12 protein-coding genes and 1 riboswitch are annotated in these 11,932 nt (G+C 46.9%); of the genes, 5 read left to right on the top strand and 7 right to left on the bottom strand.

Features of this window, described 5'->3' with window-relative positions; all coding sequences use genetic code 11:
- Positions 1-144: 144 nt before the first annotated feature.
- From H1230_RS05385 to H1230_RS05375, 3 genes are all read right to left on the bottom strand, one after another.
- Complete coding sequence (locus H1230_RS05385) at positions 145-492, bottom strand: YflT domain-containing protein (RefSeq protein WP_239714547.1); 348 nt, start codon at positions 490-492, stop codon at positions 145-147.
- Positions 493-582: 90 nt separating this feature from the next.
- The gene (locus tag H1230_RS05380; RefSeq protein WP_239714546.1) at positions 583-1,125 is read right to left on the bottom strand and encodes a hypothetical protein; all 543 of its coding nucleotides are present in this window, start codon (positions 1,123-1,125) and stop codon (positions 583-585) included.
- Between the two features lie 63 nt (positions 1,126-1,188).
- Entirely contained in the window at positions 1,189-1,695 is a 507-nt protein-coding gene (locus H1230_RS05375; RefSeq protein ID WP_239714545.1) for a DUF948 domain-containing protein, read from the bottom strand.
- Positions 1,696-1,895: 200 nt separating this feature from the next.
- Between H1230_RS05375 and H1230_RS05370 the strand changes: the two genes are divergently transcribed.
- Both H1230_RS05370 and H1230_RS05365 read left to right on the top strand, forming a co-directional pair.
- Positions 1,896-2,063: a DUF1328 domain-containing protein gene (locus tag H1230_RS05370; RefSeq protein ID WP_239714544.1), complete on the top strand. Its 168-nt coding sequence runs from the start codon at positions 1,896-1,898 to the stop codon at positions 2,061-2,063.
- Between the two features lie 128 nt (positions 2,064-2,191).
- Positions 2,192-2,578, top strand: a complete 387-nt coding sequence (locus H1230_RS05365) for a hypothetical protein (protein WP_239714543.1) — start codon at positions 2,192-2,194, stop codon at positions 2,576-2,578.
- Between the two features lie 326 nt (positions 2,579-2,904).
- Here H1230_RS05365 and H1230_RS05360 read toward each other — a convergent pair whose 3' ends face one another.
- Both H1230_RS05360 and H1230_RS05355 read right to left on the bottom strand, forming a co-directional pair.
- The gene (locus H1230_RS05360; protein WP_239714542.1) at positions 2,905-3,738 is read right to left on the bottom strand and encodes a C40 family peptidase; all 834 of its coding nucleotides are present in this window, start codon (positions 3,736-3,738) and stop codon (positions 2,905-2,907) included.
- A gap of 198 nt (positions 3,739-3,936) precedes the next feature.
- The gene (locus H1230_RS05355) at positions 3,937-4,818 is read right to left on the bottom strand and encodes a cation diffusion facilitator family transporter (RefSeq protein WP_239714541.1); all 882 of its coding nucleotides are present in this window, start codon (positions 4,816-4,818) and stop codon (positions 3,937-3,939) included.
- 141 nt (positions 4,819-4,959) lie between these two features.
- Between H1230_RS05355 and H1230_RS05350 the strand changes: the two genes are divergently transcribed.
- Positions 4,960-5,142, top strand: a complete 183-nt coding sequence (locus H1230_RS05350) for a hypothetical protein (protein ID WP_154122490.1) — start codon at positions 4,960-4,962, stop codon at positions 5,140-5,142.
- A gap of 511 nt (positions 5,143-5,653) precedes the next feature.
- Here the strand turns inward: H1230_RS05350 and H1230_RS05345 are convergent.
- Both H1230_RS05345 and H1230_RS05340 read right to left on the bottom strand, forming a co-directional pair.
- Positions 5,654-7,279: an ABC-F family ATP-binding cassette domain-containing protein gene (locus H1230_RS05345; protein WP_239714540.1), complete on the bottom strand. Its 1,626-nt coding sequence runs from the start codon at positions 7,277-7,279 to the stop codon at positions 5,654-5,656.
- A gap of 115 nt (positions 7,280-7,394) precedes the next feature.
- Positions 7,395-8,384, bottom strand: coding sequence for an MBL fold metallo-hydrolase (locus H1230_RS05340; protein ID WP_239714539.1), 990 nt, complete (start codon positions 8,382-8,384; stop codon positions 7,395-7,397).
- Between the two features lie 409 nt (positions 8,385-8,793).
- Here H1230_RS05340 and H1230_RS05335 point away from each other — a divergent pair, with 409 nt between their 5' ends.
- Both H1230_RS05335 and H1230_RS05330 read left to right on the top strand, forming a co-directional pair.
- Positions 8,794-9,930 carry a virulence factor gene (locus H1230_RS05335; RefSeq protein WP_239714538.1) on the top strand — a complete coding sequence of 379 codons (1,137 nt, stop codon included), beginning with the start codon at positions 8,794-8,796 and terminating at the stop codon, positions 9,928-9,930.
- A gap of 101 nt (positions 9,931-10,031) precedes the next feature.
- A riboswitch (Lysine riboswitch) is annotated at positions 10,032-10,241 on the top strand.
- A gap of 167 nt (positions 10,242-10,408) precedes the next feature.
- Complete coding sequence (locus H1230_RS05330) at positions 10,409-11,890, top strand: amino acid permease (RefSeq protein WP_239714537.1); 1,482 nt, start codon at positions 10,409-10,411, stop codon at positions 11,888-11,890.
- The last annotated feature ends 42 nt before the right edge of the window (positions 11,891-11,932 follow it).

Genomic DNA, 11,932 nt, shown 5'->3' with positions numbered 1-11,932 from the left:
TCTGTGGCCATTTACAAACGATTGTTAAATAAAGTCATTCTTCTCTTCGTTCTTCAACAAAGTAACCTCCAGCTCCACTAAACACACAGTGGTTCTAGAGGTTACGCTATTGAAGTATGGGCATATATTTGCTGCAATTCATGCTTAGAATAGCGGTTTTTTGGCGATCACCAGAACCTTACCCGAATCAAGCTCTTTCTCGTAAAAGGCTGCTTCTGCTCCACTAAATCCTAATGATGTGATCTTGGAGCGGAGTGCCTCCCCCCGTGAACGAAAAAGATTGGCTATGGCCCCAAATAATCCTTCTTCGTGCAAACCGACCTCATTAATCTTTGCGGCATCAACAATCCGGCCTTCACGATCCACATCATGACTAATTACATAAATCTCCGATTTGCTATAGCCACTGCTGCCAAGCCGCTTCACTTCCTCAATAGCCTGAACGCCATTTTCCAGCACTGTTGCATAAGACTGTGCGTTGATTGAATCCATAGAGTTCACTCTCCTTAGGTTATATAAAGGGCCAGTGCGACAAAAAGATAACTGATCTTTTATAACCATAAAGGATGAGGTTGAAACAGCTTAGGAAGAAATACCATCAAATAAATCAATTCCATCCCATTCACCTGTATCCAAATTACGATAAATCTTGAGAGCTGTACTTCCCCTCATATATACATCGCCATCCTCAGCGATAAAATCAGGGCTCCCCAGTAGCTCCGAAAGCTTGCCCTTGCCAGGGTCAATCTCAACTCCACTAAGCTGCATACCATACTGCTGTGCCTGCAATGGAGTGACATGAACATAGATCACAACCCCGTTAGAGACCCCAGCAGACATATCCGCGTATTGATACTCTAGACAGTCCTCCCAGAGTTCATTCACAATATTAAGCGGCTTGCCTTTAGTCTGTATAAGTTCTTCCTTGGTCGCATAAAGGGGGACGCCTGCCAAAGAATCAAAGCTGTTTATGTAGGCATTTGAACTGGAGCTGAGATCATGTTGAAAAGCCAAGGCAATCGAAGGCTGCAGCGCAAAGGAAACGACAGGAATCGGCTCACTCTGAGTTGGCGGTGCATTAAAGTATGGAGAAAGGAGACTTAGCAAAAGAATTAAAATGTTCATGTTGTTGTCCCACCCTTCTGATCTGCATCCATTACCAATACCAAAGTGTAAGCCCTTCTTGTCCTAATGGCGGAATTTCTGCCAGACGGTTGCTGCTAAATCTACACTCTTCAGGACTGTACCTATTTTCCCTGTTTTTTTCTTGGCATACACCGTTTCATAGGAATTTACTGTACGTTCTTCAGAGGGTGTCATTATCTCATTCGATAAGGAAACAGCTTTGGCTTTTGCCTTCAGCTCACGCGATTTACGATACTTCTCAATGGCTGTTACGGATACTTGCTTAACGGTCAGTGTTAATTCATTCATAACATCACCCAAATTCTGCACGGAATCCATAATGGGATCAATTTTTTGAATTTTGCCCTGCACATCTAACGTAATATCGTTAGCGTGTCTGACTGTAGTTTTCACTTCATAAGTTAGCTCATCCATAGTCTTCTGTACTTCCTGCAACGTTTGACTAACTTTGTCGAGAGATCCCTTTGCTGATTTCAAGGTTGTAATTAAAAAGAAAACGAGTACTGTGAATGCGACAGCTGCAAGCGCTACGCTAAGTTGAATGATCATATCCAATAACCCCTTCCAAATCATAAATGGCTGGCTAAAAATGAACCGCCCTAATACTGCATAGTTACCCCTTCACTAATGGGCCGAAACAACTAATCGAACCTCTTCAGTCCTCCCTTCTAGCTTGTTTCAATTCCAAAAGTGTCGTTTAAAATATATCTACCTCAAGTAATCAAGTTAAAAAGAAAGGGTGACATCTAATGCTAAAAGTATCTATTATACTACTTGTAATTGCTTTAATTGCCGGAATCTTTGGTTTCTTTAGTATTGTGGCTGCGGCTGCAGGAATTGCCAAAGTATTGTTCTATATCTTTCTGGTGGTATTTATAATATCGCTCTTCACAGGGCGCAGGGGCAGATCGATGTAGACATGGAAAAATAAATATATATTTCTCTTTGGTTCATCGTACCCAGTTTATGTTTATTAGCTTAATAGCAAACAGCGTGCATGGAAAAAAACGCCAAAGCCAAAACCCATTAACAGGAGGAACTACACATGAAAAAAATCGCCAGCTTTACAGTAGCCGTCGGACTTATGGCTTGCATAGCAGCCACAGCTTCCGCCGCAGACGTAACAAGTACTACTTCAGGTTCAGCAACAGTAACAGGAGCAACTTATACAAATCAATTTGAGACTATTATCACACCAGCGGATATTCATCCGGCTACACCAATGATTATCCTGACCAAAACGACAGCATTCCACTTCACTGTTGGCAGTACAACTACCCCAGCAGGTTGGCTTGGTGCTCAAACGATCGATACTACAGGTCAAATCATGACTGATAAATGGGGTAATGAATGGAGAGAAATCTATACTTGGCTTGGAAAAGCATGGATTAAAGTTCCTGCCTCCGCTTATGTAATCAATCCATCTATGTAATCACTCCACAACTTAGCTACACAAATAGTTCCCGTCTATATCGTTTATTTTAACACCACGGCGGGAATCTAAGGGCTTTTCTTTATAAGTAAATACGCCCTCCAAGGCGTACATAAAATAAAACGGCTGATCAGGACCTTCTTAAAGGTCTTGGCCAGCCGTTTCATTATGCACTTGAAGCATATAAATTCTTATATTTTAAATAAGGAAAGGCCAGCCCTTCAGCAATTCCACTGAAAGGATGACCTCACGATTACACCCGCCCTAGTTCACCCGTCACAAACATGCGATGCTTTCGCTTCCTGCAACATTTGAAACCTGTATGTTTAGCGGATGACCGAACCTCCGAAGAGAAAACGATTCATCCAAGAAGCGCTTAAATTATCTACTCTTACCCCGCCAGAAGATATGGAATATGTATGCAGAATCTGTCCATTTCCTAGATACATCGCTACATGCGAGATTCTTGCTGTAGACTTATCGATTCCTGCATATGCAGAGACTGAACTGCCTTTATAATCCATAAAGAACATTAAATCGCCGCGCTTTAAAGCAGAAATATTCGTGACCGCCGTACCATTCTGCTTCACCCAATCACCTTGCTGCCGTGAATCTGCAGGCAATTGCAAATTCGCTGCATCCAAAAACACTTGCCGAATGAAATCGGAGCAGTCAAAGGTATTGGTATTACTACGGCTGGAGCCGAACTCATACGGGGTTCCGAGATACTTCATGCCAGCCGTAATCACTCTCTCGATAGTAGTCCCTTGCGGCGGAGTGGACGGCGCTGTCGGTACTGGCGTTACCGTTCCTGAACCTCCAGGGTTGGCAGCCACAAGAGAGATGTACTGTTCTCCGGAGCTGGTATATCCAACGGTGCCTGTTGCAGTTCTCACTTTGTACCAGTAGCTATTCGTTTTCTCCAGGATCGTTACTATTTCACCCTCTTTCAAGTAGGACAATACAGTTCCACTTGTAGAAGGAGTAATACGCAAACGGACACTTGACTCAATGATCCCCGTTACGGCAGAAGCCGTTAAAGAAGAACTGGAAGAAAGAGAAGCTGCAACTGCCAGCTGAGGACTGATAACGCCTAAGCATACGGCAAGTGCGGCTGAGACCAAAAGCGATGCTGTAAGGTGCTTATGTGACTTGATCATACGTTCCCCCGAATAACAAATTGAGAAATACAACAAAGGTGCGCACAACATTTATTGCTTTCTGCCCTCATTATAGGCCTACCCGGGATTTGGAACATGCTCCAAATTTCACAAATTAGATTTCCACTTTATGGTAATATACAGGTCTATAGTCTTGAATCCTCCTTGAAAATGTCTATCATTGTATAATAATAGAAATCACATCTTAGTTATGCCTTTGGGTTCAACATGAATCTGCACATTCATGATGTTATGTAATTTACTCATCCGCTCTTCGATGGAGTCGCTGATCTTATGACCTTCAAGAACAGTAATGTTTGCGTCCACCTCCACAACGACATCCACCAGCACATGATTCCCGTGAACACGAGCTTTCACATCCTTAATGCCTTCTACCCCTGGAGTGCGCGCAATGGTGCTGCGCAGATCCATCAGTTTGTGCTCATCGAAGCCATCCGTGAGCCGGTAGGTAGAGTCACGAAAAATATCCCAAGCCGTCTTGGAGATAAGCAATCCGACCCCGACTGCAGCAGCAGAATCAATCCACGGCAGTCCAAATTGTGCCCCAACAATGCCTATCGCAGCACCAACACTAACTATAGCATCAGAGAAGTTATCTTTGGCAGCAGCCATAAGTGCCCCATTATTAATTTGTATGGCAAGCTTCTTATTGTAAATATATACACCCATCATCGCCACCGCGCACACAATAGCCACACCCGCCGACCAGAGTTGTGGTGTTTCCTTTGCTCCTGCGAATAAAGAACGTATCGCTTCCACAATAACCTGAATGCCTACCATCGCCATAATAAAGGAAGCCAACAGCGCAGCTACCGTCTCCGCACGAAAGTGTCCATAGTGATGATCGGAGTCCGGCGGTTTCTGTGATATACGCAGACCCACCAACACCGCTACAGAAGCAACAATATCTGTGAGGTTATTAAAGCCGTCCGCCAGCAGCGCGCTCGATGCAAACAAATAACCACAAATTAACTTGAAGGTCGATAGGATGAGGTAAGCTGCTATGCTTACCCAGGCCCCTCGTTCGCCCTTACGTATATCTTCGTAAATATCATTCATTTCCCTTCACCTCCTCTATGTAGCCTTTTAATTACAATATTTCTGGAAGTAAAGAATTCCTTCAATTATTCTTGCCCTTGTGGCAGCATTTAAAAACAATTAGAATAGAGTTAGGGATTTGCTTCGAAGGAGGTCAATAAAATGAGCGAAAGCAATGAAAAAGGAAAAATCAATTTGGCAGATGCAATCCGCCAAAAGCTTGAACAGAAGAAGCAACAAGGCTTCAAACCCGAATCTTCATTTCAGGCTGGTTCTGCTAAACCATTGAAATCACAGAATAACAAAATGCCTAACAAACAGCGCCGCCGTGCCGGCGGTTCATAATTAGCTTCCAAGGCAGAGAGCATTAACCGCAAGTTGGTTACACGAAGAAACAGCAACAAGATGAAACGGCTTCGCCGTCCTTTATATGGACGGCACCCGTTTCTTCGAGAAATATAAGGATAAATTATTGCGTGAAACATATAAATTCTTATATTTTGAGATAAACGGCTGCGTAATCCCTCAGGGGAAGACGCAGCCGTTGTTCGTTTAGAATGATTCCAACCTCTTGATAAATATCAAGTAGAAACGGCTTTGCCGACCTCTGTATGAACAGCACCCGCTTCTTCGAGAAAATATAAGGATAAGTTATCGCCTAAAAGCTATAAATTCTTATATTTTTAAAAAGCAGCCGTCCATTCCCTGGGGAGTGGACAAGCCGCTGTCTGCTAACTCTTCTCTTTTTATACAAGAAGAAACGGCTTTGCCGTCCTTTTATGGACGGTACCCGCTTCTTCGAGAAATATAAGGATAAGTTATCATGTGAACATATAAATTCTTATATTTTTGAAAATTATACTTCTACAGGATACATGCGCTGACGCATTTCCTTGATCTCCGGGTTCTCCAAATACTCGTCGTAGCTCATCACGCGGTCGATTACGCCAGCTGGTGTAATCTCAATGATTCGGTTAGCGATAGTCTGAATAAACTGATGGTCATGGGAGGTGAACAGAATCGTGCCATCAAAATCGGCCAGACCATTGTTCAGTGCTGTGATCGACTCCAGATCCAAGTGATTGGTAGGTTCATCGAATATCAGCACGTTCGCGCCATTGAGCATCATTTTAGCCAGCATACAGCGAACTTTCTCGCCACCGGACAGCACGCTTGCTTTCTTCAATGCTTCTTCTCCGGCGAACAGCATCCGGCCCAAGAATCCGCGCAGGAATGTTTCATCCTGATCCTTTGAATACTGGCGAAGCCATTCTACGAGATTCATCTCTACGCCGTCAAAATAGTTGGAGTTATCTTTCGGGAAATACGCTTGGGTTGTTGTAATCCCCCATGCAAATTCTCCGGCGTCTAATTCCTTCTCGCCCATTAGGACATCAAACAGCATTGATTTAGGCTGAGAGTACGGACCTACGAACGCGATCTTATCCCCTTTATTCACTACAAAGCTGATCTCATCCAGTACCTTCTCGCCATCAACGGCTTTGGTTACTCCGCTGATTGTCAGCAACTGCTTGCCGGCTTCGCGTTCAGGCTTGAAGTTGAGGAATGGATATTTACGGTTCGAAGGACGAATATCGTCCAGAGTAATCTTATCGAGTGTCTTCTTACGCGATGTTGCCTGTTTGGATTTGGAAGCATTGGCGGAGAAGCGTTGAATAAACGCCTGTAGCTCCTTAATCTTATCTTCCTTCTTCTTGTTCGAATCGCGCTGCAATGCCTGGGCAAGCTGACTGGACTCGTACCAGAAATCGTAGTTGCCGACATACATCTGGATTTTGCCAAAATCAATATCCGCAATATGCGTACATACTTTATTCAGAAAGTGACGGTCATGAGATACGACGATAACAGTACCTTCATAGTCCATGAGGAAGTTCTCCAGCCAGCCAATGGATTCAAGATCCAAATGGTTGGTAGGCTCATCCAGCAGCAGGTTGTGCGGACGGCCGAACAATGCTTGGGCCAAGAGGACACGTACCTTCTCATTGCCGCTAAGCTCCATCATTTTCTTGTCATGCAGATCACGTACAATACCCAGACCGATCAGCATGGCAGCTGCATCAGGCTCGGCATCCCAGCCATTTACATCGGCAAATTCACCTTCGAGTTCACCCGCACGCAGGCCATCCGCTTCCGAGAAATCGGTTTTGGCGTATAGCGCATCTTTTTCCTTCATAATCTCATAAAGCCGTGTGTGCCCCATAATAACCGTTTCAAGTACCGGAAATTCATCGTACTCGAAATGGTTCTGCTTGAGAATAGCTAGACGTTCACCCGGGGTAATATGAACATCACCCGAGTTTGATTCAATCTCGCCAGACAAAATCTTCAAAAAGGTTGATTTACCGGCGCCATTGGCACCAATCAGACCGTAGCAGTTACCAGGTGTGAATTTTATGTTTACATCCTCAAAAAGTGCGCGTTTTCCGTAGCGGAGTGTTACACCGCTTGTGCTAATCATTAAGCATTACCATCCTTTTTCTTAGGTTTCCGGCTCATTATATCATAAATTCATTGCAAAAATCCCGTAAAGTACGCTGTTTGTTCTACTCTTGTTGCACTTTTTACATTATTGTCTAGAAGCACGCACCCCTTGGATGTACCACCAGTGTCTCGCCATAGCCAAGCGTCTGGATTCGCTCTTCACTTATCCCGTGGGCTGCCCGGGCGCCTTCCATCCGGTCCAGCGCTTCCCTTGCAGTATCATCGGCAAGTCTGAAGGTCCCGTAATGCATTGGAATCATCGTCTCTGCGCCTACATCTATAAAAGCCTGCAGGGCCTCCTCGGGATTCACGTGCTGAGAAGTCATAAACCACTCCGGTTCATAAGCACCAATCGGCATGAGCGCGACATCCACCTTGTAACGGCTTCCAATCTCTTTAAAGCCGGGAAAATAACCGCTGTCACCGGCGAAATACAGGTTCGGAGGCAGCATCTGCTTCTCTCCGCTCCCTTCATCTATAGGATTGTTCTCAAGGTGAGAAGGCTGCAGGACAAAGCCACCCCAATGTGAAGTATTCGTATCAAACGGAGTCCGTCGGGTCCAATGTTGGGTTGGCACAAAGGCTAGCTTTATTCCCTGAAGAGTAATCTCCTGCCACCACTGCATTTCCACACAGTTATGGAACCCTTTGCGCAGCATTTTTCGTTTAAGCCCCGCCGGAACAACAATCGTCGTTCCCGTCCGGTACAATTTGCGAATAGAGGCGATGTGCAGATGATCATAATGGGAATGGGAGATTAGAATCAGATCAATTGGCGGAACCTCACTGGCGGGAATTCCCGGTTCTCCCAATCGTTTCTCAAAGCCCAGTCTGCGCGCCCAAATGGGATCAGTAATAATATTCAGTCCTTCATATTGCAGAAAGAATGTCGAGTGCCCGATCCAGGTAATCGTAGTATCCAACTTGTTATCCTTGAGATAAGACAGCTTTGGCGGAACATTGGGCACAACAAAAGAATAATCCTTCTTCTTGCGGCGCCGCTCGTCACGCCATTGCCGAAATTCTTTCAGCGTTTTATCGGTACTTACATTATCAATGTTGTTATAACGAGTTTTTGCCATAGGTATCTCTCCTTATAAGGTCTGACGGGCAAAAATGGTCTTAAACGAATATACTTCAACTATATGATTCTACAGACTTCATTGCAAAATACTGCTTATATAAGTTGAACTAGAAAACTTAGCAAAAGGCAAAAGTAACGGAGGGGAATTTTGGAACTGTAGGAGCGATAGCGATCGCCTGAAAGCTTTCTGTAGGAAAGCTCGCTTCGGAGGCATGGCAGTCTCCGGAAGCCCAAACATTCACCGCGTTACGATAAAAGCCGATTCAGCAAAATCTTAAGTTCAACTTATATAGTTATTTATCGGCTTAAACGGATTATGGAAATAGTCCTTTTGTGTTCACCACCTTCTATGATGTAAAATGCGGGTAATGGCAGCGGTGTACAAGCCGTTCAAGGAGGAGACACGTATGAAGATCACATTTATTGAACCGACTCCAAGTCCAAATACGATGAAGCTTCATTTGGACGAAAGTCTGGAACCTGGAATTCGTCGAACCTATACACCGGAAAGCCAGCGTTCCGCACCGGCTTGGGCGCGGGATATGCTAACCATTCCAGGCGTAACCAGTGTCTATCACGCCGCCGACTTTGCGGCTTTGGAGCGTAAAGGTAGTGCCGACTGGGCAGCGATTCTTCGTGAGGTACAGCACCGTTTCGGCAACGGTGAAGGGTTAATAGCGGATTGGAGCCTGACGGATGAGAATGCCGGGTCCCATTTCGGGGAAGCACAAGTATTTGTACAATTGTTCCGGGAAATCCCGATGCAGATTCGCGTCAAGACTGGCGCCAATGAAGAACGTATCTCCTTGTCCACACGCTTCACCAAAGCGGTGATGGATGTGGCAAGCGCCGTGATGATCAAAGAGCGCAAGCTCACCGATTACGGCGTGCGCTACGGCGAGCCCGCGGAAATAGCGCGCGAGGTGGAGCAGGAACTGGAAGCGGCGTATCCGCAGGAACGCCTCGACTCCCTCGTGCAGCAGGCCATCGCGCACGGGGCAGCCGGCGAGTTCGTCGAGCAGAGACGAACGCGGGATCAGGGCGAGCTGCTGCGAGACCTGAAGAATGAAGATTGGCGCGTGCGCTACGCCGCGCTGGAGGATCTTGCGCCGACGGCGGAGCTCCTGCCGGAGCTTGAGGCGGCGCTGCATGATCCCAAGCTGCATATTCGCAGGCTTGCGGTGGTCTATCTAGGCGATCTTCGCACGCCCGAGGCGATGGAGCTGCTCTATGAGGCAATGGCAGACAGCGCCCCGGCCGTACGCCGCACCGCAGGCGATACGCTGTCCGACATCGGCAATCCTGCGGCCACACCGGTTATGACGGCCGCGCTGCAGGATAAGAGCAAGCTCGTCCGCTGGCGGGCAGCCCGCTTTCTATACGAAGTTGGCACCGCCGATGCGCTGGATGCACTGACACTCGCAGCAGAAGACCCGGAATTCGAAGTCGGCCTGCAGGCCCGGATGGCGCTGGAACGCATCGCTTCCGGCGAGGAAGCTGCCGGAACGGTCTGGCAGCAAATGTCGGAACGCCGCCGTACCTGACACACACCTTCCTTAATTTGTCATTGCTTGAGGACAAAAGTTGTTCTATACTAATGTCTGTTGTGTTTATAAACGAAATAAAGATAGCCTCATCATACCTACGATGAGGTAGAGGTCGCGGATATAAAGAGTAAGCACGTGGAGACGTTAAAGAGCCGTCTATGAAGCGTAGCTGAAAGGAATATCCGCCGAAGCCTGCGTTGCCGCTCTTCCTGCGGCGCGGGCTGGGGCCGTTACCGAAAGGTGCGGAACTGTCACCGTGCTTGGCCTGTCAATAACAGCAGGCTGCACAGTGTTGCGCTATCTTCACAGGGAGTATGATGCGGAGCTGAAATATAAGAAACCGCAGCTATAGTCTGCGGTTTTTTTGTGCAAATATAAGAAATTATATGTTCACTCTATTCCACATAATCTATGGCGCTCAGCACTCCCCGTTCATGAACAGAAACATGAGATCAACAGAAGGAGTGTCAGATTCATGCAAGGCAAGCAAAAGAATATTACACAAGTCAGCACTAATAGCAGTCCGGGACTCCGTAAGACATTCAAAGCAAGACATTTAACTATGATTGCGCTCGGTGGATCCATCGGGACCGGGCTATTTCTCGCCAGCGGTGGGGCCATTGCATCCTCCGGACCCGGAGGGGCACTATTGGCCTTCTCGGCTGTCGGCATTATGGTCTATTTTCTGATGACCAGTCTTGGAGAACTAGCGACCTATTTACCTGATTCAGGGTCATTTAGTACTTATGGTACCCGCTTCGTGAGCCCCGCTTTCGGTTTCGCCATTGGTTGGAATTTCTGGTATAACTGGGCGGTTACCATTGCAGCAGAGCTTTCTGCCGCGACAGTTATTATTAAATACTGGTTTCCAGACAGCCCTTCCATCCTCTGGAGCTTGCTGTTCCTGCTGGTGATGTTTGGCCTTAACTTCCTCTCTTCCCGTGGATACGGAGAATCGGAGTATTGGTTCGCTATTATCAAGATCATTACCGTCATCGTCTTCCTGGTTGTTGGGGTGCTGATGATCTTTGGCATCATGGGTGGAAAAGCAGTCGGCCTCAGCAATTTCCAACTTGGCGGAACCTCTTTCCACGGTGGTTTCTTTGCCTTCGTTGGCGTCTTTATGGCTGCTGGTTTCTCCTTCCAAGGTACCGAACTGGTCGGTGTTGCCGCTGGCGAGAGCGAGAATCCGCGCCGTAACGTACCGCTCGCCATCCGCCAAGTATTCTGGCGCATTCTAATCTTTTATATCCTTGCCATTCTCGTAATCGGTCTGCTGATTCCTTATACGAATCCGGATCTGCTGCGCGGCGGCATCGATGCTATCGGAGTTAGTCCGTTCACGATCGTATTCAATAAAGCAGGCCTTGCTATTGCAGCATCTGTGATGAATGCCGTTATTCTCAGCTCCGTGCTCTCAGCCGGAAACTCCGGAATGTACGCCTCTACTCGTATCCTGTATGCGATGGCTAAGGATGGCATGGCACCGCGCGCACTAGGTAAATTGAATCGCCGCGGCGTGCCTGTCGCAGCCTTGCTGGTCACTACAGCTGTCGGCATGCTGGCCTTTCTGGCTTCCTTCTTTGGCGACGGCGTTGTCTACAACTGGCTGCTTAACGCCTCTGGAATGTGCGGATTTATCAACTGGCTTGGCATAGCCATCTGCCACTACCGTTTCCGACACGCCTTTGTAGCGCAAGGTCATTCTCTGGATGAACTGCCTTACCGGGCCAAATGGTTCCCGTTCGGGCCACTCTTTGCCTTCGCATTGTGCCTGGTAGCTATAGCTGGGCAGAATCTCGGTGCTTTTTCCGGAAAAAGCATTGACTGGTACGGCATTCTCGTCTCCTACGTCAGTCTGCCGATCTTCGCCTTAACCTGGATTGGCTACCGTTGGTTCAGAAAGAGCAGCATTATTCCACTGGATCAATGCGATCTCAGTACACCTGCTGAATAATCAGCTTATCAACAAAGAAGGGATGTTCCAAGCCATGTTGGC

The sequence above is a fragment of the Paenibacillus sp. 19GGS1-52 genome, from assembly GCF_022369515.1.
Lineage (GTDB): Bacteria > Bacillota > Bacilli > Paenibacillales > Paenibacillaceae > Paenibacillus_AQ.
This window is presented reverse-complemented; position numbering and strand designations above follow the sequence as displayed.